Below are 22,779 nucleotides of genomic sequence, written 5' to 3' on the forward strand. Positions count from 1 at the left end.
AGCCGACTATGCTCACGCGCTTGCGAGAAATTGTAGAGAAGGTGGCCGCGGCGGGCAGTCTGACGGATGCGCTGGATCTGCTGGTCAATGAAACCTGTCTGGCGATGGACACCGAAGTGTGTTCCATCTACCTGGCGGACAACGATCGCCGCTGCTACTACCTGATGGCCACGCGCGGGCTGAAAAAGCCGCGCGGGCGCACTATCGCATTGGCGTTTGACGAGGGCGTCGTCGGGTTGGTCGGCCGCCGAGCCGAGCCTATTAACCTGGCCGATGCCCAAAGCCACCCCAGTTTCAAATACGTTCCGCAGGTGAAAGAGGATCGTTTCCGATCCTTCCTCGGGGTGCCGATCATTCATCGGCGCCAACTGCTGGGGGTGCTGGTGGTGCAGCAGCGCGAGCTGCGCCAGTTCGATGAAAGCGAAGAGTCTTTCATGGTCACTCTGGCCACGCAGATGGCCGGGATCTTGTCACAGTCGCAGCTCAACGCCATTTTCGGCCAGTATCGCCAAACGCGCGTGCGCGCACTGGCGGCCTCGCCCGGCGTGGCGGTGGCTGAAGGGTGGCAGGACAGTAGCCAGCCTTCGCTCGATCAGGTTTACCGCGCGTCGACGCTGGACACCGCCAGCGAGCGCGAGCGCCTGACGCTGGCGCTGGAAGAGGCCGGCGCGGAGTTTCGCCGCTTCAGCAAGCGTTTTGCCGCCAGCTCGCAAAAAGAGAGCGCGGCGATCTTCGATCTTTATTCTCACCTGTTAAATGACGCCCGCCTCAAGCGCGAACTGTTCGCCGAAATCGACAACGGCTCGGTGGCGGAGTGGGCGGTGAAACAGGTGATAGAAGCCTTTGCCGAACAGTTCGCCAAACTGCAGGACACCTACATGCGCGAGCGCGGCAGCGATCTGCGCGCGCTGGGCCAGCGCCTGCTGTTCCACCTCGATGACACCACCCAGGGCGCCACCCAGTGGCCGGCGCGTTTTGTGCTGGTGGCGGATGAGCTGACCGCGACATTGCTGGCCGAAGTGCCGCAGGATCGCCTGGTCGGCGTGGTGGTGCGCGACGGTGCCGCCAACTCGCATGCGGCGATTTTGGTGCGGGCGATGGGGGTGCCGACGGTGATGGGCGCCGACATCCAGCCTTCTCTGCTCAGCCAGCGGTTGCTGATCGTTGATGGGTATCGCGGTGAACTGTTGGTCGATCCTGAACCGGTGCTGGTGCAGGAATATCAACGGCTGATCAGCGAAGAGCTGGAGTTGAGCAAGCTGGCGGAAGATGACGTCGAGCAACCGGCGCAGTTGAAAAGCGGCGAGCGTATCCAGGTGATGCTGAACGCCGGCCTCAGCCCGGAACATGAACAACTGTTGGGCGGCCGAGTGGATGGCGTGGGGTTGTACCGCACCGAAATCCCGTTCATGTTGCAAAGCGGTTTCCCCTCCGAAGAAGAACAGGTCGCGCAGTATCAAGGCATGCTGCAGCTTTATCCGAGCAAGCCGGTTACGCTGCGCACCCTGGATATCGGCGCCGACAAGCAACTGCCCTATATGCCGATCAGCGAAGAGAACCCTTGCCTGGGGTGGCGCGGCATCCGCATCACTCTGGATCAGCCGGAGATCTTTTTGATTCAGGTACGCGCCATGCTGCGCGCCAATGCCGGCACCGGCAACCTGGGTATTTTGCTGCCGATGATCACCAGCCTTGAAGAGGTCGACGAAGCTAAACGCCTGATTGACCGAGCCGGGCGCGAGGTGGAAGAGGTGCTCGGCTACGCGATCCCGAAACCGAAAATCGGCGTGATGCTGGAAGTGCCATCGATGATTTTCCTGATCCCGCATTTGGCCGGGCGCGTTGATTTCATCTCGGTCGGCACCAACGACTTGACCCAGTACCTGCTGGCGGTGGATCGCAACAACACGCGGGTCGCCGCGCTGTATGACAGTTTGCATCCCGCGATGTTGCAGGTGCTGAACTTGATCGCCGAGCAGGGGAAAGCGGCCGGGCTGCAGCTTAGCCTCTGCGGTGAGTTGGCCGGCGATCCCATGGGCGCGCTGTTGCTGGTGGGCATGGGCTATCGCAATCTGAGCATGAATGGCCGCAGCGTGGCGCGCATCAAATACCTGCTGCGACATATTGACCTGGCCGACGCCGAAATGCTGGCTCACCGGGTGTTGAATACCCAGATGACCACCGAAGTGCGCCATCTGGTGGCGGCGTTTATGGAGCGGCGCGGCATGGGTGGGCTGATCCGCGGGGGCCGATAACCGCCGCGCGGTGTGATTTTTTTACAGAACTTTTCCCGCCCTGCCGGACCGGACCGCGCTAAGCCTATGTTATGATGCGCAACCTCAGCGCGGCGCATGCTCGTCGCCTTGCAGACCGCAGCGGCCAATGCCGCCGTTTGCAAGGCGCGGGATAATTTCCGTCGCCGCTTGGCACCTGCCGCCCCCGCATGGGGAAAAATAACAGACATGTTGTGGTGATAGATGAGCAATAGCTATCTGGCGTTTCCTAAATTTGATCCGGTCATTTTCTCCATTGGCCCGGTTTCTCTGCATTGGTACGGCCTGATGTACCTGGTCGGCTTCGTTTTTGCCATGTGGCTGGCGGTGCGTCGCGCCAACAAGCCGGGCAGCGGCTGGACCAAAGACGAAGTGGAAAACCTGCTCTACGCCGGCTTCCTGGGCGTATTCGTCGGCGGCCGCGTCGGCTATGTGCTGTTCTACAACCTGCCGCTGTTCCTGGATAACCCGCTCTATCTGTTCAAGGTCTGGGATGGCGGCATGTCGTTCCACGGCGGCTTGATGGGGGTGATTCTGGTGATGTTCTGGTTCGCTCGCCGCACCAAACGCACCTTCTTCCAGGTTTCCGATTTTATCGCGCCATTGATCCCATTCGGCCTGGGCGCCGGCCGCCTCGGCAACTTTATCAACGGCGAACTGTGGGGCCGCGTGACCACCGATACCCCTTGGGCGATGTTGTTCCCAAGTTCGCGCAGCGAAGACGTGGCCCTCGCCACCGCCGATCCCTCTCTGCTGCCGTTGCTGAATCAGTACGGCGTACTGCCGCGCCACCCGTCGCAGCTGTATGAACTGCTGCTGGAAGGCGTGGTGCTGTTTATCATTCTGAACCTGTTTATTCGCAAGCCGCGGCCGATGGGCGCCGTATCAGGCCTGTTCCTGATCGGGTATGGCGCATTCCGCATCATCGTTGAAGCGTTCCGCCAGCCGGATGCCCAGCTCGGCCTGTTCGACGGCGTGATCAGCATGGGGCAGATCCTGTCCATCCCGATGGTGGTGGCCGGTATTATTATGATGATTTGGGCGTACCGTCGTCGCCCACAGCAACAACTGTCGTGAGGAACAAATGAAACAGTATCTGGATTTGATGAATAAGGTGCTCGCCGAGGGCACCCCTAAAGCCGACCGTACCGGCACTGGCACATTGTCGATTTTCGGCCACCAGATGCGTTTCAACTTGCAGGAAGGTTTCCCGTTGGTGACCACCAAGAAATGTCATCTGCGTTCGATCATTCATGAGCTGTTATGGTTCCTGAACGGCGATACCAACATCGCCTACCTGCGTGACAACAAGGTCACCATTTGGGACGAGTGGGCCGATGAAAACGGCGATCTCGGCCCGGTGTACGGCAAACAGTGGCGCGCCTGGGGCGCAGCGGACGGCCGTCAGATCGATCAGCTGAGCAACGTGCTCCAACAGCTGAAGCAAGATCCGGATTCGCGTCGCATCATTGTTTCCGCCTGGAACGTCGGCGAGCTGGATCAGATGGCGTTGGCGCCGTGCCACGCGTTCTTCCAGTTCTACGTGGCGGACGGCAAGCTCTCTTGCCAGCTGTACCAGCGTTCCTGCGACGTTTTCCTCGGCCTGCCGTTCAACATCGCCAGCTACGCGCTGTTGGTGCACATGATGGCGCAGCAGTGCGATCTGGAAGTGGGCGACTTCGTCTGGACCGGCGGCGATACCCACCTGTACAGCAACCACATGGAACAGACTCAGCTGCAGCTGACGCGTGAACCGCGTCCGTTGCCGAAACTGGTGATCAAACGCAAACCGGCTTCACTGTTCGATTACCGTTTCGAAGACTTCGAGATCGAAGGTTACGATCCGCACCCGGCCATCAAGGCGCCGGTCGCGATCTGACCTTAACCGCATCACACCAGGGGCGCAGCGATTGCGCCCCTTTTTTTATCCGCATTGCGTACCGCACCGCATTTTTTTGTCGCCGTCTGCCATCGTAGAGAAAACATTGCGCAGCTTGCCGCAGCGCTTGCGCATGCGGCTTTACCGCGTTGTTACGGCCCTTACACTGGCGGCATGAACGACAATACTCTCTCGAACATCGATGATCGCCAACGGGGCATGACGCTGATTGAGCTAATGGCGGCGATCCTGATCGCCGCCATGCTCACCGGCTGGGGCGTCGGGCAATGGCGCTATCATCAGCAAGCGCTGCGGCTGGAACACACGGCCCAACAACTGCTGGCGTTTTTGCTGCGATTACAGGCGGACGCCAACTGGCGTAACCGCACGGCGCTGCTGTGGTTCAAGAATGGCACGCCCTGGTGCCTGGGCGGCGGTGTGCCACCGACGGATTGCGTTTCCGCCGAAGGCTCCGTTTTCTTGCCGCCTTATCGCGACGTTGTGCTGAGTGGCTACTCCGGCAAAGAGATTGGGTTTTATGGTTTGCGCAATACTGCGCAGGCGGGGCACATCCTTCTCAGCAACGACGCAGGCAGCCTGCGGCTGGTGCTGTCCGCCCGTGGGCGGCTGCGTTTGTGCAGCGAAGGGCTCCGGATAAGGGGGATCGCGCCATGCTGACTGTCGAACGCGGTTTTACCTTGCCGGAGGTGATGTTGGCGCTGGTGTTCGGCAGCGTGATCGCGCTCGGCGCGGCGAAAACTTACCCGGTGTTACGCCAGCAGAACGTGGCCGTCGGTCAGCACTTTCGGCTGGAGTCAACGCTGCGACAGTTGGCGTTCGGCATTGAGAAAGATCTGCGCCGCGCCGGTTTTTGCGCCGGGCAATGCGCCGGCCGGCCGCTGCTGATAGGCCAGGCATCGGGGGAAACGGCTGGCAGCTGCGTTATCGTTGCCTACGACATTGCTCGCAGCGGGCAATGGCTCACTTCGGGTGAGGATGCAGGCTATTTCGGTTATCGACTACGTAATGGCGGCTTGGAAGGGCAGCGCGGCGTGAGCCAATGCGAGGGCGGTGGCTGGGAGCGGCTACTCGATCATGACGAAGTGCGCATTGAGCGGTTTCATGTGGCGATAGAGCGGGGCGATCACGGCGCGGCATTGGCTCGCCTGACGCTGACGGGGCGCTCCGCCAGCGATACGCGTATCAGGCGCAGCCTGAGCGGGAGCGTCGAAATGGCGGCGCTGCCATGAAGCGGCGAACCCAGCGAGGTGGTAGCACCCTGGCGGCGGTGATGTTGCTGCTGGCGCTGGGGCTGATGTTGCTCAATGCTCAACAGCGGCAATTGGATAACGCGCTGTTACTGGCCGCCGATCAGCAGCGTTACCTTCAGGCTTACAATCAGGCCGCTTCGGCGCTGAGTTGGGGCATGAGCCAGCGTTGGCCGCGCGCCGAGCTGAGTGCAGCGGCCTGGCTATGCAGGCAGCGCGTGGAACTGACGGCTTGCGCTCGGCTGTCAGCCAGAGCGGGAGTGGTGACGGTTCGCGGCCTTGGTGAGATGCGCGGCGGTGAACCGGTATGGCTGTATCAATGGGGCACCTTTAACGGCGCGGAGGCTGCTGGCAAGTTGCAAGCACAGCCGGGCGGTCGGCTGGATTTTTGTCCCGAGAAAAGGTTGGCCGACTGTGAAGGCTAACGCTCGGGCAGCGTGGATATCCCGCAACGGCTTCAGTCTGCCGGAAGTGTTGGTGGCGGCCTTGCTGTTCTCGGTGTCGCTGCTTGGCTTGTTACAGTATCATCAGGTGCTGTTGCAGTCGTTCCAGCGCCAGTGGCACTACCGGCAAGCCTGGGGGCTGGCGCACCAGCAGTTGGAGGCGTTCGCCGTCATCGGCCGGCTCGAGGCTGAACCGCTGCCGGAAGGGTGGCGGCGCGAGACGGCACTTGACGATGCGGGGAGCGATTGTCGCCGATTGACGGTCAGGATCCAAACGCCGCAGCGGCAGTGGGCAACGCTGAGCCGCTGGTATTGCGCCCGTTTTTGAGCCGTATGTCTTTTGTTTTAAAGGAGTCTTCATGTTCACTGTTTATCATTCCAATCAGCTGGATTTGTTGAAAACGCTGACCAGCGCGCTGATAGCCAGAGATCCGTTGACCGATCCTTTTCAACAGGAGGTGGTGCTGGTGCAAAGCCCCGGCATGGCGCAATGGCTGCAGATGCAGCTGGCGGAACAGTTCGGTATCGCAGCCAATGTCGCGTTTCCGCTGCCGGCGACCTTCATTTGGGACATGTTCACCCGGGTGTTGCCGGATATTCCGAAAGAGAGCGCCTTCAGCAAGGATGCCATGACCTGGAAGCTGATGTGGTTGTTGCCGGAGATGCTGACTCAGCCGGCATTTGCGCCACTGCAGCACTATCTCACCGATGACGGCGACAAGCGCAAAATCCACCAATTGGCCGGCCGGGTTGCCGACCTGTTCGACCAGTATTTGGTTTATCGCCCGCAGTGGCTGGAGAGCTGGCAGCGCGGCGAGCGCATCGACGGTCTGCCCGAGGCTCAGCAGTGGCAGGCGCCGCTCTGGGCGCGGCTGGTGGAGTACACGCGCGAATTGGGGCAGCCGGAATGGCACCGCGCCAATCTGTACAGCCGCTTTATCCACGCGCTCGAGCAGGCAACAGCGTGCCCGCCCGGTTTGCCGCCGCGGGTGTTTATCTGCGGCATCTCGGCGTTGCCGCCGGTCTATCTGGAAGCGTTGCAGGCGCTGGGGCGGCATATCGACATCCACCTGATGTTCACCAACCCTTGTCGCTACTATTGGGGCGACATTCAGGATTATGCTTTCCTGGCCCGCTTGCAGAGCCGCAAGCGTCGTCATTACCACCAGGCTCGCGAGCAAGGGCTGTTTCGCGAGCCGGCCGACGCGGCGCGCCTGTTTGACGCCGAAGGGCAGCAGCAACTCAGCAACCCGCTGCTGGCCTCTTGGGGCAAGCTGGGGCGCGATCACCTCTATTTGCTGTCGCAGATGGAAGGGGCGCAAGAGGTCGACGCCTTTGTCGATATCCCGGCGGATACCATGCTGCACGCCGTTCAGCGCGACATGCTGGAGTTGGAAGATCATGCGGTGATCGGTATTACCGCGGAAACGCTGGAAAGCAGCTTCAGCAAACGCCCGCTTGATGAGAACGACCGCTCCCTCAGCCTGCACGCCTGCCACAGCCCGCAGCGGGAAGTGGAGGTGCTGCACGATCAACTGCTGACCATGCTGGCGCAGGATCCCGCGTTGACGCCGCGCGATATCATCGTGATGGTGGCGGATATCGACAGCTACACGCCTTATATTCAGGCGGTGTTCGGCAATGCCCCCGCCGAGCGCTACCTGCCGTTCGCCATTTCTGACCGCAAAGCGCGGCAGGCGCATCCGGCGCTGCAGGCGTTCATTTCACTGCTCGATCTGCCGCAAAGCCGCTTTACCTCGGAACAGGTGCTGGCGCTGCTGGAGGTGCCTGCCCTGGCCGCCCGTTTCGCCATTGGCGAAGAGGGGCTGCGTCTGTTGCGCCACTGGGTCGGTGAATCCGGCGTGCGCTGGGGCCTGGACGACGATAACGTGCGCGAACTGGATCTGCCCGCCACCGGCCAGCATACCTGGCGCTTCGGTATTACGCGCATGCTGCTCGGCTACGCGATGGACAGCAATGCCGGCGATTGGCAGGGCATTTTACCTTACGACGAATCGAGCGGGTTGGTCGCCGAACTGGCGGGGCAGTTGGCAGACCTGCTGGCGCAGCTCAGCCACTGGCGGCAAATTTTGAGCGAAGCGCGCCCGCTCGAGGCGTGGCTACCGCTGTGCCGGCAACTGCTGGATGCCTTCTTCGAAGCGGAGAGCGACACCGAAGTGGTGCTGGCATTGATCGAGCAGCAGTGGCAGCAGGCCATCAATTTTGGCCTGGCGGCGCGCTATCCCGATGAGGTGCCGTTGACCATTCTGCGCGACGATCTGGCGGCGCGTCTCGATCAGGAGCGCATCAGCCAGCGCTTCCTTGCCGGGCAAATCAACTTCTGCACGCTGATGCCGATGCGCTCCATTCCGTTCAAGGTGGTGTGCCTGCTGGGCATGAACGACGGCGTGTATCCGCGCACGCTGCCGCCGCTGGGTTTCGATCTGATGGCGCAGCAGGTCAAACGCGGCGACCGCAGCCGGCGCGATGACGACCGCTATCTGTTCCTGGAAGCGATTTTGTCCGCGCAACAGCGGCTGTATATCAGTTTCATCGGCCGTTCCATCCAGGACAACAGCCCGCGCTACCCTTCGGTGCTGGTCACCGAGCTGCTGGAGTACCTGGAACAAAGCTATTGCCTGCCGGGAGATGAAGAGCTCAGCGCAGACGACAGTGCTCGGCGGGTTGGTGAGCATTTGCTTAAGTGGCACGCGCGCATGCCGTTCGCCGCCGAGAATTTCTTGCCGGGCTCGGAGGAGCAAAGTTATGCCGCCGAGTGGCTGCCTGCCGCCGATGGTCGCGGTGCGGCGCACCCGGCCTTCAACCAACCGCTGCCCGCCGAAGCGCTGCAGCAAATATCGTTGGATGAGCTGCTGCGGTTTTACCGCCATCCTATCCGCGCCTTCTTCCAGCTGCGGCTGGGCGTCAGTTTTATCCTGGAAGAGACTGAGCTGCCGGACGAAGAGCCCTTCACGCTGGATAACCTCAGCCGCTACCAGTTCAACAGCCAACTGCTGAATACCCTGATCGACGGCGACGATCCCGAACGTTTGTTCCAACGGGTGCGTGCCGCCGGCGGCTTGCCCTATGGCGCCTTCGGCGAGATCTATTGGCAAAAGCAGCAGGAAGAGATGAGCGAACTGGCCGAGCAGGTGCGTGCGGAACGCGCAGAGAGCCATAGCCTGGAGCTGGATATCGATATCGCCGGCGTACGTCTCAGCGGCTGGCTGCATCAGGTGCAGGATGACGGCCTGTTGCGCTGGCGGCCCGCCACGTTGTCGGCGGTGGACGGCATATTGCTGTGGCTGGAGCACCTGGTGTACTGCTGCGCCGGCGGCACCGGCGAGAGCCGCATCTACGGTCGCAAGAACTCCGCCTGGCGCTTTGCCGCGCTGGCGCCTGAAGAGGCGCAGGCGCAGCTGGCGGAACTGCTGGCGGGCTATCAGCGCGGTTTGTGTCAGCCGCTGCTGTTGCTGAACAAGAGCGGCTGGGCGTGGCTGAGTCAGTGCTATCAGCCGGAAACGCAGCAAATCGACTGGGAGGAAGAAGCGCAAATTAAGGCACGCGCCAAATTGCTGCAGGCTTGGCAGGGCGATCAGCGCATTCCCGGAGAAGGGGAAGATCCCTACGTGCAGCGAGTATTCCGCCAATTGGATAATGAATACTTAGCGCAAATACTGGCCGAAACAGAGCGTTATCTGCTGCCGGTGGCGCGACATAACCTGGGGTAACAATCCCCCGGTGGTGCTGTACGGCGGGAGGTGGTAAAAATAACGAAGGTTATATTCAACCATTGGGGTGATTCCCGGTCTTACATAACGTACAGGCATATACCCGCCGTGTTTCGGGCCGCCACATTGGCGAAGATCCCGGCGAGTACAGATTTGGTTATGTGGTTTTGATGCACGTCGCCAACGTCAGGGAGTGGGCGTAGCGACGTCAGAATAGGGGTTTATTTTGGATATGCGCAGACAGTTGGTCCGTATCACCGGGCTGGTACTATTGGCTATGTGTTGGGCACCGTTGAGTTGGGCCGCGCAAGGATGGCAACCGCTGACGGAGAAGATCAACAAGAGCGAACACGATCCGCGTCAGTATGAAGCGATCAAGTTGGCTAATGGCATGACGGTGTTGCTGGTGTCTGATGCCCAGGCGCCGAAATCGCTGGCGGCGCTGGCATTGCCGGTTGGATCGCTCGAAGATCCGAACAGCCAACTGGGATTGGCGCACTATCTGGAACATATGGTGCTGATGGGCTCCAAACGCTATCCAGAGCCGGAAAACCTGTCCGAATTCCTGAAAAAGCACGGCGGCAGCCACAACGCCAGCACGGCCTCTTATCGCACCGCCTTCTATCTGGAAGTGGAAAATGACGCGCTGGAGCCGGCGGTCGACCGCATGGCCGACGCTATTGCCGAGCCGCTGCTGGATCCGGGCAATGCCGATCGCGAGCGCAATGCGGTGAACGCCGAGTTGACGATGGCGCGTTCGCGCGACGGCATGCGCATGGCGCAGGTCGGCGCGGAAACCCTTAACCCGGCGCACCCGAGCGCGCGCTTCTCCGGCGGCAATCTCGATACGTTGAAAGACAAGCCGGACAGCAAGTTGCACGATGAACTGACCGGCTTCTATAAGCGCTACTATTCCGCCAATCTGATGATGGGCGTTTTGTACGGCAATCAGCCGCTGCCGCAGCTGGCTGACATTGCGGCGAAAACCTTTGGCCGCGTGCCGAATCATGACGCCAGCGTGCCGCCGATCACCGTGCCGGCCGTGACGCCGGAACAGCAGGGCATCATCATTCACTATGTGCCGGCGCAGCCGCGCAAGCAGCTGAAGGTCGAGTTCCGCATCGATAACAACAGCGCCGCGTTTCGCAGCAAAACCGATACCTACATCAGCTACCTGATCGGCAACCGCAGCAAAAACACCTTGTCTGACTGGTTGCAGAAGCAGGGGCTGGCGGACGCCATCAATGCCGGCGCCGATCCGATGGTGGATCGCAACGGCGGCGTCTTCGCTATCAGCGTCTCGCTGACCGACAAAGGCCTGGCCCAGCGCGACCAAGTCGTCGCCGCCATTTTCAACTACCTGAAAATGCTGCGCAGCGAAGGCATCAAGCAGAGCTACTTCGATGAAATCTCGCATGTTCTGAACCTGGACTTCCGTTATCCGTCGATCACGCGCGACATGGACTATATCGAATGGCTGGTGGACACCATGCTGCGCGTTCCGGTTGAGCATGCGCTGGACGCGCCTTATCTGGCCGACCGTTATGATCCTAAGGCGATCGCCGAACGCCTGGACGCCATGACGCCGCAAAACGCGCGCATCTGGTTCGTCAGCCCGGATGAACCGCACAATAAGACGGCCTATTTCGTCAACGCGCCTTACCAGGTCGACAAAATCACGCCGCAGCGCTTTACGCAGTGGCAGCAGTTGGAGAGCGGCATTTCCCTGTCGCTGCCGGCGCTCAACCCGTACATCCCGGATGACTTTACCCTGACCAAGCCATCGCACGAGTTCAAAAAACCGGAAAGGGTGGTGGATAAACCCGGCCTGCGCGTGCTGTACATGCCGAGTCGTTACTTCGCCGACGAGCCGAAGGCCGACGTCACCGTCGCTTTCCGCAACGCCAAAACCATGGATTCCGCGCGCAATCAGGTGCTGTTCTCGCTGACGGATTATCTGGCCGGCCTCGCGCTGGATCAGTTGAGCTATCAGGCGTCGGTCGGCGGGTTGAGCTTCTCGACCTCGCCGAACAACGGTCTGATGTTTAACGCCAACGGCTTCACCCAGCGTTTGCCGCAGTTGCTGACGGCGCTGATCGAGGGTTATTCCAGCTTCACGCCGACGGAAGATCAGTTGGCGCAAGCCAAATCCTGGTATCTGGAGCAGTTGGACGCCGCCGAGAAGGGCAAGGCGTTTGAGCTGGCCATTCAGCCGGTGCAGATGGTTTCCCGCGTGCCGTATTCCGAACGCAGCGAGCGCCGCGAGGTGCTGAAGACGTTAACGCTGAAAGACGTGCTGGCCTATCGCGACAGCCTGCTGGCCGAGGCCACGCCGGAGCTGCTGGTAGTGGGCAACATGAGCAAGCAGCAGGTCGACACGTTGGCGTCGACGTTAAAACATCGTCTGGGCTGTACCGGTAGCGAATGGTGGCACGGCGAAGACGTGGTGGTGGACAAGAATCATCTGGCCAACCTGCAACAGGTGGGCAGCAGTACTGACTCGGCGCTGGCGGCGGTTTATGTGCCGACCGGCTACGACGAAGTGACCGGCATGGCCTACAGTTCGCTGCTGGGGCAGATTATTCAGCCGTGGTTTTACAGCCAGCTGCGCACGCAGGAGCAATTGGGGTACGCGGTCTTCGCCTTCCCGATGTCGGTAGGGCGCCAGTGGGGCGTGGGCTTCCTGTTGCAGAGCAACAGCAAACAGCCGGCCTACCTGTACCAGCGCTATCAGGATTTCTACCCGAAAACCGAGAAACGCCTGCGCGACATGAGCGAGGCGGACTTTGAACAGTACAAACAGGCGCTGATCAATGAGCTGAAACAGCGGCCGCAAACCCTGAGCGAGGAGGCCAGCCGGTTCGCCAACGATTTCGATCGCGGCAACTTCGCCTTTGATACCCGTCAGAAGCTGATCGCGCAGGTGCAACAGCTGACGCCGGCCAAACTGGCGGATTATTTCCACCAGGCGGTGATCCAGCCACAGGGGCTGGCGGTGCTGTCGCAGGTCAGCGGCAGCGGGCAAGACAAGGCGGATTACGCGGCGCCTAAGGACTGGGTCACCTATCCGAACGCGTCGGCATTGCAGCAGATTTTGCCGCGTAAAGTGGCGACGCCATGACGGAAATTGCCCCGCAGAGGTTGGAGCCTCTGTCGCTGCCGCTGTTCGGCGAACGCCTGATAGAAGCGTCGGCGGGCACCGGCAAAACTTTTACCATCGGCGCGCTGTACCTGCGTTTGCTGCTGGGGTTGGGCGGTGAAGCAGCGTTTCCCCGCCCGCTGACGGTCGAAGAAATCCTGGTGGTGACCTTTACCGAGGCCGCCACCGAGGAGCTGCGCGGGCGTATCCGCGACAATATTCACGGATTACGCATCGCCTGCGTGCGCGGTGTCAGCGCCAACCCGCTGTTTTCGGCGCTGATGGCTGAAATTGACGATTTGACCGACGCCGCCTCGCAGCTGCTGGCGGCGGAGCGGCAGATGGACGAAGCGGCGATCTACACCATTCACGGCTTTTGCCAACGAATGCTGACGCACAACGCCTTCGAGTCCGGCATGCTGTTTGAACAAACGCTGGTGCAGGACGAGCTGCCGCTGCGGCGGCAGGCCTGCGCCGATTTCTGGCGTCGCCACTGCTATCCGTTGCCGCTGGGCGTGGCGCGTGCGGTCAGCCAGGAGTGGAGCGGCCCGGAAGCGTTGCTGGCCGATCTCTCCGGCTATCTGCACGGTGAAGCGCCGGCGCTGCGTCGGCCGCCGAAGGATGAAGAAACCGTCCTGATGCGCCACGAGCAGATCGTCGCGCGCATCGACGCCATCAAGGCGCAATGGCGGGCGGAGGCGGGCGATCTGGAAGCGTTGATCGCTCAGTCCGGCGTCGATAAGCGCAGCTACAGCAGTAAACACCTGCCGAACTGGCTGAACAAGGTCGGCGAATGGAGCGGGCAGGAGACTCAGGACTACCAGTTGCCGAAGGAACTGGATAAATTTCGCCAGTCGGTGCTGCTGGAGAAGACCAAGAAAGGTGAGCCGCCGCGGCATACGCTGTTCACGGCGATAGATGAGTTGTTCGCTGAACCCTTGACGCTGCGCGACCTGATCATGGCGCGTGCGCTCAGCGAGATCCGCACCTCCATTCAGCAGGAAAAGCGCCAGCGCGCCGAACTGGGATTTGATGACCTGCTCAGCCGGCTGGACGGCGCCCTGCAAAGCGGCGGCGGCGAACAGCTGGCGCAGGCGATCCGCCAGCGATACCCGGTGGCGATGATCGATGAATTCCAGGATACCGATCCGCAGCAATACCGTATTTTCCAAAAACTTTACGTCGGCCGGCCTGATTGCGGCCTGCTGTTGATCGGCGATCCCAAGCAGGCGATTTACGCCTTTCGCGGCGCCGACATCTTTACCTACATGCGCGCGCGTTCAGAGGTGAGCGCCCACTATACGCTGGAGACCAACTGGCGCTCGTCGCCGTCGATGGTCGCCAGCGTCAATCACCTGTTTTCTCAGGTAGAAAAGCCTTTCCTGTTCGGCCAAATCCCCTTTATTGAAGTTAACGCGGCGGAAAAGAACCAAGGGCTGGCGTTTGAATTGCACGGCAAGCCGCAGCCAGCGATGCAGTTCTGGCTGCAGCAGGGAGAAGGCGCGGGTGTAAGTGATTACCAACAGCTGATGGCGCGCCTGTGCGCCACGCAAATTCGCGACTGGCTCAGCGCCGGGCAGCAGGGCCAGGCGCGGCTGCAGAGCGGCAAGGCGTCACGGCCGGTACAAGCCTCCGATATCACGGTGCTGGTGCGCAGCCGCAATGAGGCGGCGTTGGTGCGCGATGCGCTGAGCGCGCTGTCTATTCCGTCGGTCTACCTGTCCAACCGCGACAGCGTGTTTGACACCCCGGAGGCCAAAGACATGCTGTGGTTACTGCAGGCGGTGTTGGCGCCGGAGCAGGAGCGCACGCTGCGCAGCGCCATGGCCACCGGGCTGATGGGGTTGGACGCGCCGACGCTGGACGGCCTGAGCCGCGATGAGCGCGCCTGGGACGCGCTGGTTAACGAGTTCGACAATTACCGCACGCTCTGGCTGCGCCGCGGCGTGTTGCCGATGCTGAGCGAGGTGATGAAAGCGCGCCAGCTGGCGGAGAACCTGTTGGCCAGCGTCGGCGGCGAGCGTCGCTTGACCGACGTGCTGCATCTGGGGGAACTGTTGCAAGAGGCGGCGGCGCAGCTCGACAGCGAGCATGCGCTGGTGCGCTGGCTGGCGCAGCAGATCGCCCAGCCCAATCGTCAGTCCGATAATCAGCAGCTGCGGCTGGAGAGCGACCGGCATCTGGTGCAGGTGATCACGATCCACAAATCCAAGGGGCTGGAGTTCGATCTGGTGTGGTTGCCATTCATCGGCAACTTCCGCCAGCAGCAACAGGCGCTGTATCACGATCGCCACAGTTTCCAGGCGTTGCTGGATCTCGACGCCAATGAAGAGAGCCAGGCCTGGGCGGAGGAGGAGCGGTTGGCGGAAGATCTGCGTCTGCTGTACGTGGCGCTGACCCGCTCGGTGTACCACTGCAGCATCGGCATCGCGCCGCTGTTCCAGGGCACGCGCAAGAAACAGGGCGATACCGATCTGCACCGCAGCGCATTGGGTTATCTGGTGCAGGGCGGGCAGGCCGGCGACGCCGTGTATCTGCAGGAACGTCTGCAGCAATTGGCGGGCGGGGGTATCGCACTGTCGCTGGTTGAACCGCCGGACGAAAAACCCTGGCAACCCCAGGCGGCACTGGCCGAAGCGCTGGCGGCGAAAAGCTTTACCCGGCGGATCCAGGATTTTTGGCGGGTGACCAGCTATACCGGTTTGCAACAGCACGGCGCGAGCCTGATGCAGGATCTGCTGCCGCGTCTGGATGTCGACGCGGCGGGCGAGCGGAGTGAGGAGAGTGAGCCAGCGCTCACACCGCATACCTTCCCGCGCGGCGCGGCGCCCGGCACCTTCTTGCACAGCCTGTTCGAAACGCTGGACTTCACCCAGCCGTTGGATGAACAGTGGCTGCTGGCACAGCTGCAACAGCAAGGATTTGCCGAACACTGGCAGCCGATTTTGCTGGCGTGGATGCAGGTATTGCTCAACACGCCGCTCGCCGACAGCGGCGTGACGCTGGCGGCGCTAACGCCGCAGCACAAGCAGGCCGAGCTGCAGTTCTATTTGCCGATCAACCGGCTGTTGCAGGCGAAGGAGCTCGATGCCCTGGTGAAGCGTTACGATCCGCTTTCCGCCCGCTGTCCGGCGCTGGATTTCCATCAGGTGCAAGGCATGCTGAAAGGCTTTATCGACCTGGTGTTCTGTTGGCAGGGCAAATACTACCTGCTGGACTACAAGTCCAACTGGTTGGGAGAAGACAGCAGCGCCTATACCCGGCCGGCGATGGAGCAGGCGATGGCGGAGCATCGTTACGATCTGCAATATCAGCTGTATACGCTGGCGCTGCACCGTTATCTGCGTCATCGGCTGCCGGATTACGATTACCGGCGCCATTTCGGCGGGGTGATTTATCTGTTCCTGCGCGGCGTGGATGCGGCGCACCCGGGCAACGGCATTTTCACCTGTCTTCCCGAGTTTGAGCTGGTGGCGGGGATGGATCGTTTGTTCAGCGGCGAGGCTGCTGCGACGGAGGATGGATCATGATCGCACTGCTGGAGCAGGCGGTGGCGCTTGGCGTGTTGCGCCCGCTGGACGTGCAGTTCGCCCGCGTGGTGGCGAACGAAGACGAGCCCGATATTTTGCTGGCCGCCGCCTGCCTGAGCGCAGAGGCGGGGGCCGGTCACGTCTGCCTGATGCTGGAGCAGCTGCAGGCGGATACGCTGTTTGAAGGGCGCCAACCGGCGCTGGCGCTGGCGGTGTGGGAGGCGGCCGGGCGGCCGGATGGCGTGCGTTGGCAGCAGCGCCTGGCGGCCAGCGCGGCGGTCGGGGACGGCAGCGAGGCTACGCCGCTGGTGCTGCGCGGGCCGCGCTTGTATCTGCAGCGCATGTGGCAAAACGAAGGTGAAGTGGCGGCGTTTATCGGCGGCGAAGGCGACTCGCTGGCGGTGCCGGAGGCTGAACTGCGCACTATTCTTGACCGTTTGTTCGGCTCGGCGAGCGATGAACCCGATTGGCAGAAGATCGCCGCCGCGGTGGCCGCCACGCGGCGCATTGCGGTCATTTCCGGCGGGCCGGGCACCGGTAAAACCACCACCGTCGCCAAGCTGTTGGCGGCGCTGGTGCAGTTGGATGAAAGCGCGCGCTTGCGCATTCAGCTGGCGGCGCCGACTGGGAAGGCGGCGGCGCGCCTGACGGAGTCGCTTGGCAGCGCCAGCCGTCAGCTGGCGTTGACCCCGGCGCAGCAGGCGCTGTTCCCGACGGAGGCGGCGACGTTGCACCGCCTGTTGGGGGCGCAACCGAACAGTCAGCGCATGCGCTATCACCGCGGCAACCGGCTGCATTTGGATGTGCTGGTGGTGGATGAGGCCTCGATGGTCGATCTGCCGATGATGGCGCGCCTGATTGCCGCGTTGCCCGATCGGGCCCGGGTGATTTTCCTTGGCGACCGCGATCAGCTGGCCTCGGTGGAGGCCGGCGCGGTGCTGGGGGATATTTGCCGTTTTGCCGAGCAGGGATACAGCGATGCGCGCGCTGCAGAGCTGAGCCGCCTGACCGGCTGTTCGATCGAAGGACAGCTGGCCGTTGCGGAAGCGGCGGTGCGCGACAGCCTGTGCCTGCTGCGCAAGAGCTATCGCTTCGACGCCCGTTCCGGCATCGGTCAACTGGCGTTGGCGGTCAACGCCGGAGCGGGGGATCACGCGCTGGCGGCACTAAACGGCAGTTTCGGCGATGTCATGGGTTATGCGTTGGCGACGAGCGAAGAGTATCAGACGCTGTTGGATGCCTGCGTGGCGGGCTATCGCGACTATTTGCGGCTGACCGCCGAAGGCGCAGACGCGGCGGCGGTGCTGGCGGCCTTTGGCCGTTTCCAGGTGCTGTGCGCGCTGCGTGAAGGGCCGTTTGGCGTCGCCGGCCTGAACGAGCGCATTGAGATCGGGTTGCAGCGCGCCGGTCTGATCGACCGTAAACCGGGCGTGCTCGGCCGTTGGTATCGGGGGCGGCCGGTGATGATCGGCCGCAACGACAGCGCGCTGGGGCTATTCAATGGGGATATCGGCATTACGCTGCCGGATGAGCGCGGCGATCTGCGCGTGCATTTCCAATTGCCGGATGGAAGCATCAAGTCGGTGCAGCCGAGCCGTTTGCCGGCGCATGAAACCGCCTATGCCATGACGGTGCACAAATCTCAGGGATCGGAATTTGACCATACGGTTCTGGTGTTGCCGAATCACTTCCTACCGGTGCTGACGCGTGAATTGGTCTATACCGCGATCACTCGCGCGCGTAAGCAGCTCTCGCTGTATGCCACGGAGGCGGTGTTGCTGCGGGCCATTCGCACGCCGACCCAGCGCCGCAGCGGATTGGCTGAACGGTTGCAGGCAACGGAATAAACGATGAAGGGGCGCGGCAACGGCCGCGCCCACTGGGATTACAGATCCGCCAGCAGAATTTTGGAGCGGCGCTGGTAGTTGTACAACGCCTGTTTCTGCATCGGCAGCACGTCGACCTCCGCCGGGGTAAAGCCACGTTCCTGGAACCAGTGGATGCTGCGGGTGGTCAGCACGAACAGCTTCTTCAGCCCCATCTGTCGCGCCTGGTTTTCTACCCGCTGCAGCAGCATCTCGCCGCGCGAAGAGCTGCGGTAATCGGGATGTACCGCCACGCAGGCCATCTCACCGATTTTTTCCTCCAGGAACGGGTACAGCGCCGCACAGGCGATGGTCAGGTTATCGCGTTCGATGATGGTGAATTTGTCGATCTCCATCTCCAGCTGTTCACGCGAACGGCGCACCAGAATGCCCTGCTGCTCGAGCGGCCGGATCAGCTCCAGGATGCCGCCGATGTCGTTGATTGTCGCCCGGCGCACCTGTTCGGCGCTCTCCATTACGATTTGGGTGCCGATGCCGTCGCGCGAGAACAGTTCCTGCACCAGCGCACCGTCTTCCTGGTAGCTGATCAGGTGGCTGCGGCGCACGCCGCTGCGGCAGCCTTTCACCGCGCCGCGCAGGAAACGCACGGTGCCGGAATGGTAATCGCCGCCTTCCTCCAGCTCTTCAAGGCGCTTTTGCGCGTCGTTGGGGAACAGCTCGGAAAGGATGTTGCCTTCCGCGTCGGTCACGCCCTGCGAGGAGCAGAAACCGATCATTTTTTCCGCCTTCAGCTTGATCGCCAACTGGGTGGCCACTTCTTCCGAGGTCAGGTTGAAGCTCTCGCCGGTGACCGAAACCGCGACCGGGCCAATCAGCACGATGGCGTTGCTGTCGAGCTGGCGGTGGATCGCTTCTTCATCGATGCGGCGAATGCGGCCGCTGTGGCAGTAGTCGATGCCGTCATCCACGCCCAGCGGCTGCGCGATGATGAAGTTGCCGCTGACCACGTTAATGTGCGCGCCTTGCAGTGGCGTGTTGTTGAGGCTCATCGACAGCCGAGCGGTGATGTCGAGCTGCAGCAGGCCGGCGGCCTGCTTGACCAGCTCGAGCGTATGGGCGTCGGTCACGCGAGTGTGTTTGTGGTAGATCGGCTCATAGTTGTGCTGCGCCAGATTGGCGTCGATCTGCGGCCGTGCGCCATAAACCACCACCAGGCGAATACCCAGGCTATGCAGTAGCCCGATATCGTTGACGATGTTGGAGAAATTCTCGTGTTCGATGGCTTCCCCGCCGAGCATGATGACGAACGTCTTGCCGCGGTGGGCATTGATATAGGGGACTGAGTGACGGAATCCTTGCACCAGCTCTGTACTACGTTCCTTCACGGCCAAACCTCTTTGCATATTTATACGATATTTTTGTATTTTTATTCTTTTATTGCGCCGATGGCAAGTGGGAAATCGTCATGAAGCGTGCGCTAAGGGCGCTAAATCGTTAATAAATTGAAAAACCATAAAAAGATTTTCTGATGACAGGGCTGGAATGATTGGTTAAAGTTTTCGGCATCCCCATTTCATTGGTGTTTTTTTCATCTGTTGTAAACAGCTATTACTGCCGGAGCCGCATGCCAAACGCTAATCACAATCTGGGCCGCCGTCGTTTATTACAGGGCGTTGCCGCCAGCTGGTTGCTGAGTGTGAGTCGTACGGGCTTCGCCGCATCATCGCACGTGATCGCCGTGCGCGTCTGGCCATCCTCCACCTATACCCGCGTCACGCTGGAATCCAACGTCGAACTGAAATACAAGCAGTTCGCCCTGACCAATCCCGATCGCGTGGTGGTGGACATCGAAGGTGTTCACCTCAACAGCGTGCTGAAAGGCATCGCCGGGCAGGTGCGCGCCGACGATCCTTATCTCAAGCAGGCGCGCGTCGGCCAGTTTGATCAGAATACCGTGCGGCTGGTGCTGGAGCTCAAACAAAGCGTCAGCCCGCATATTTTCACGCTGGCGCCGGTGCCGGAGTATCGCAACCGTCTGGTGATGGATCTCTATCCGACGAAGGGCGGCAGCGGGGGTGAGGAGTATGATCCGCTACTGGCGTTACTGGAAGATTACAACAAGGGCGATCTGGAGCGCACGCTGCCGCCGGAAGCGCCGCAGGCCGGCAAAGCGGGGCGCGATCGGCCGATCGTCATCATGCTGGATCCCGGCCACGGCGGCGAAGATCCCGGCGCTATCGGCAAGTACAAGACGCGCGAGAAAGACATCGTGCTGCAGATTGCCCGCAAGCTGAGCGCCATGATCAAGCGCGAGCCAAACATGAAAGTGTTCATGACGCGCAATGAAGACGTGTTTATTCCGCTCAAGGTGCGCGTCGCCAAGGCGCGCAAGCAGCGCGCCGATCTGTTCGTTTCGATTCACGCCGACGCCTTCACCAGCCGCGCCGCGCGCGGTTCATCGGTGTTCGCATTGTCCACCAAGGGCGCCACCAGCTCGGCGGCCAAGTTCCTGGCGCAGACACAGAACGCGTCGGACCAAATCGGCGGTGTCAGCAAGAGTGGCGACCGTTATCTCGATCACACCATGTTCGATCTGATCCAAACCGCGACCATCAACGACAGCCTGAAGTTTGGCAAGGAAGTGTTGAATCGGATGGGAAAAATCAACCGGTTGCACAAGAATCGTGTCGATCAGGCCGGTTTTGCGGTGTTGAAGGCGCCGGATATCCCGTCGATCCTGGTGGAAACGGCGTTTATCAGCAACATTGAAGAGGAGCGTAAGCTGCGCACCAGCCACTTCCAGCAGCAGGTGGCGGAATCGATTCTGGCGGGCATCAAGGCTTATTTCGCCAACGGCGGCGCGCTGGCGAGCCGATAAAAGCAGGGCCGGGCGCGAGTCCGGCTATTTTTGCGGATTGCAGATACAAAAAAACACCCGTCAGGGTGCTTGTCTGTTGTCATCAAGAGTTGGTTGCGGAGGCCGGATTTGAACCGACGACCTTCGGGTTATGAGCCCGACGAGCTACCAGGCTGCTCCACCCCGCGTCCGTCTTGATGCTGTATTACGACGAAACCACCGTTCATGTTATGCCGCTGGTACGACATTCGGTTGGTTGCGGGGGCCGGATTTGAACCGACGACCTTCGGGTTATGAGCCCGACGAGCTACCAGGCTGCTCCACCCCGCGTCCGTATAATACTTTGTTATCGAAGCCAAACGCAAATACCGCCAATGCGGCATCGGTTGGTTGCGGGGGCCGGATTTGAACCGACGACCTTCGGGTTATGAGCCCGACGAGCTACCAGGCTGCTCCACCCCGCGTCCGATGGATGCGCACTATACTCTCCATGCGTTTTGTTGCAAACCCTTTTTGCATTTTATTGGCCTAAACCCGTTTTTCTGCTGGATTTGCCCGCAATTTGCCTTCTTTTTCATCACCATCCTCCGGGCGGCTTTTTTTATTTGCAGCGATTCCTTTATCAATGAGCGTTTGTTATCGTTCAGCCGGTAGATCATATCAGTTTGAGAGTGTGCGCGATGAAAGGACGTTGGGGCAAATACCTGCTGGGCGGGTTGATGGTGGCGGTGTTGGCGGGCTGTTCGTCCAAGCCGACCGATCGGGGTCAGCAATATAAGGACGGCCGTCTGGATCAATCGCTGGAGCTGGTCAATCAGCCCAACGCCAAAGGTTCGCCGGTCAACGCCAAGGATTACTCGGATCAGCTGATGGAGATCAAGTACGCGTCGCCTTCGCTGTTTAACCGCAACAACAGCACCTATCAGGCGGTGCAAAGCTGGATGGCGTCTGGCGCCGACACGCGCATGCTGAGCCAGTACGGCCTCAGCGCTTACCAGATGGAAGGCGTCGACAATTACGGCAACGTGCAGTTTACCGGCTACTATACGCCGGTGGTGCAGGCGCGCTATACCCAACAGGGCGAGTTCCGCTATCCGCTGTACCGCATGCCGCCGAAGGGCAGGGGGCGCTTGCCGGATCGCGCGGGCATCTATTCCGGCGCGCTCGACGATCGCTATATCATCGCTTACACCAACTCGCTGATGGACAACTTCATGATGGAAGTCCAGGGTAGCGGCTATGTCGACTACGGCAACGGCCAGCCGCTGGTGTTCTTCGGCTACGGCGGCAAGAACGGCCATGCCTATCGCAGCATCGGCAAGGTGCTGATCGATCGTGGCGAAGTGGCCAAGGCGGACATGTCGATGCAGGCGATCCGTCAGTGGGCGGATACCCACAGCGCCGCAGAGGTGCGTGAGCTGCTGGAGCAGAACCCGTCGTTCGTGTTCTTCCGTCCGGAAGCTTTTGCGCCGGTGAAGGGCGCCAGCGCGGTGCCGCTGATCGCCAAAGCCTCGGTGGCTTCCGACCGTTCGCTGATCCCGGCGGGCACCACGCTGCTGGCCGAAGTGCCGCTGCTGGACAACAAGGGTAAATTCACGGGAAAATACGAGATGCGTCTGATGGTCGCGCTCGACGTGGGCGGCGCCATCAAGGGCCAGCATTTTGACATGTATCAGGGCATCGGGCCGGAAGCCGGCCACTCGGCGGGGTACTACAACCACTACGGCCGCGTCTGGGTGCTGAAGAACAACGGCGGTGGCCAGCTGTTTAGCGCCAATCAGTCAAACCGCGGCGGTTCGTTGCTGGCCACCCGCTAAACGCATACGGCGTGAA

At 61.2% G+C, this 22,779-nt stretch carries 14 protein-coding genes and 3 tRNA genes; 13 read left to right on the forward strand and 4 right to left on the reverse strand.

Translation table 11 applies throughout. The features are described 5' to 3' along the window. Positions 1-8: 8 nt before the first annotated feature. The 11 genes from ptsP to recD all read left to right on the forward strand — a co-directional run bounded on the left by ptsP (position 9) and on the right by recD (position 18,110). A complete protein-coding gene (gene ptsP, locus ACMGGK_RS03960) occupies positions 9-2,255 on the forward strand; it encodes a phosphoenolpyruvate--protein phosphotransferase (RefSeq protein ID WP_420276709.1) in 2,247 nt (748 codons plus the stop codon). A 222-nt stretch (positions 2,256-2,477) separates the two neighbouring features. Then, positions 2,478-3,350, forward strand: a complete 873-nt coding sequence (lgt, locus tag ACMGGK_RS03965) for a prolipoprotein diacylglyceryl transferase (protein WP_049300392.1) — start codon at positions 2,478-2,480, stop codon at positions 3,348-3,350. Between the two features lie 7 nt (positions 3,351-3,357). Continuing rightward, entirely contained in the window at positions 3,358-4,152 is a 795-nt protein-coding gene (gene thyA / locus ACMGGK_RS03970; RefSeq protein ID WP_016929918.1) for a thymidylate synthase, read from the forward strand. 174 nt (positions 4,153-4,326) lie between these two features. Next, positions 4,327-4,830, forward strand: a complete 504-nt coding sequence (locus ACMGGK_RS03975) for a prepilin peptidase-dependent protein (protein WP_033639503.1) — start codon at positions 4,327-4,329, stop codon at positions 4,828-4,830. Next, positions 4,824-5,402, forward strand: coding sequence for a prepilin peptidase-dependent protein (locus ACMGGK_RS03980; RefSeq protein WP_049300393.1), 579 nt, complete (start codon positions 4,824-4,826; stop codon positions 5,400-5,402). The genes ACMGGK_RS03975 and ACMGGK_RS03980 overlap by 7 nt, the downstream gene beginning before the upstream one ends. Next, positions 5,399-5,845, forward strand: coding sequence for a YgdB family protein (locus tag ACMGGK_RS03985; RefSeq protein ID WP_028127672.1), 447 nt, complete (start codon positions 5,399-5,401; stop codon positions 5,843-5,845). The genes ACMGGK_RS03980 and ACMGGK_RS03985 overlap by 4 nt, the downstream gene beginning before the upstream one ends. Beyond that, positions 5,835-6,191 (forward strand): prepilin-type N-terminal cleavage/methylation domain-containing protein, encoded by a 357-nt coding sequence (locus ACMGGK_RS03990; protein ID WP_049300394.1) that lies wholly within the window; start codon positions 5,835-5,837, stop codon positions 6,189-6,191. The genes ACMGGK_RS03985 and ACMGGK_RS03990 overlap by 11 nt, the downstream gene beginning before the upstream one ends. A 31-nt stretch (positions 6,192-6,222) precedes the next feature. Then, positions 6,223-9,594, forward strand: coding sequence for an exodeoxyribonuclease V subunit gamma (recC, locus tag ACMGGK_RS03995; RefSeq protein WP_016929913.1), 3,372 nt, complete (start codon positions 6,223-6,225; stop codon positions 9,592-9,594). A 232-nt stretch (positions 9,595-9,826) separates the two neighbouring features. Then, a complete protein-coding gene (gene ptrA / locus ACMGGK_RS04000) occupies positions 9,827-12,715 on the forward strand; it encodes a pitrilysin (protein ID WP_060445384.1) in 2,889 nt (962 codons plus the stop codon). Beyond that, a complete protein-coding gene (recB, locus tag ACMGGK_RS04005) occupies positions 12,712-16,263 on the forward strand; it encodes an exodeoxyribonuclease V subunit beta (protein WP_197817766.1) in 3,552 nt (1,183 codons plus the stop codon). The genes ptrA and recB overlap by 4 nt, the downstream gene beginning before the upstream one ends. Further along, a complete protein-coding gene (gene recD / locus ACMGGK_RS04010) occupies positions 16,260-18,110 on the forward strand; it encodes an exodeoxyribonuclease V subunit alpha (protein ID WP_049300397.1) in 1,851 nt (616 codons plus the stop codon). The genes recB and recD overlap by 4 nt, the downstream gene beginning before the upstream one ends. A 38-nt stretch (positions 18,111-18,148) precedes the next feature. Here recD and argA read toward each other — a convergent pair whose 3' ends face one another. Then, entirely contained in the window at positions 18,149-19,474 is a 1,326-nt protein-coding gene (gene argA / locus ACMGGK_RS04015) for an amino-acid N-acetyltransferase (protein WP_004931881.1), read from the reverse strand. 239 nt (positions 19,475-19,713) lie between these two features. Between argA and amiC the strand changes: the two genes are divergently transcribed. Further along, on the forward strand, positions 19,714-20,967 hold the full coding sequence (gene amiC / locus ACMGGK_RS04020; protein ID WP_004931882.1) for an N-acetylmuramoyl-L-alanine amidase AmiC: 1,254 nt from the start codon (positions 19,714-19,716) through the stop codon (positions 20,965-20,967). Positions 20,968-21,057: 90 nt separating this feature from the next. On the opposite strand, the gene ACMGGK_RS04025 is transcribed toward amiC, so the two are convergent. The 3 genes from ACMGGK_RS04025 to ACMGGK_RS04035 all read right to left on the reverse strand — a co-directional run bounded on the left by ACMGGK_RS04025 (position 21,058) and on the right by ACMGGK_RS04035 (position 21,410). Then, positions 21,058-21,134, reverse strand: a tRNA-Met gene (locus ACMGGK_RS04025). A gap of 65 nt (positions 21,135-21,199) precedes the next feature. Then, positions 21,200-21,276: transfer RNA gene (locus tag ACMGGK_RS04030), tRNA-Met, on the reverse strand. A 57-nt stretch (positions 21,277-21,333) separates the two neighbouring features. After that, a tRNA-Met gene (locus ACMGGK_RS04035) sits at positions 21,334-21,410 on the reverse strand. Positions 21,411-21,626: 216 nt separating this feature from the next. On the opposite strand from ACMGGK_RS04035, the gene mltA reads away from it, so the two are divergent. Beyond that, positions 21,627-22,763: a murein transglycosylase A gene (gene mltA / locus ACMGGK_RS04040; RefSeq protein ID WP_016929908.1), complete on the forward strand. Its 1,137-nt coding sequence runs from the start codon at positions 21,627-21,629 to the stop codon at positions 22,761-22,763. Positions 22,764-22,779: the final 16 nt, after the last annotated feature.

The organism is Serratia sp. BNK-33-b (genome assembly GCF_048684565.1).
In the GTDB taxonomy this organism is placed as follows: Bacteria; Pseudomonadota; Gammaproteobacteria; order Enterobacterales; family Enterobacteriaceae; genus Serratia; species Serratia marcescens.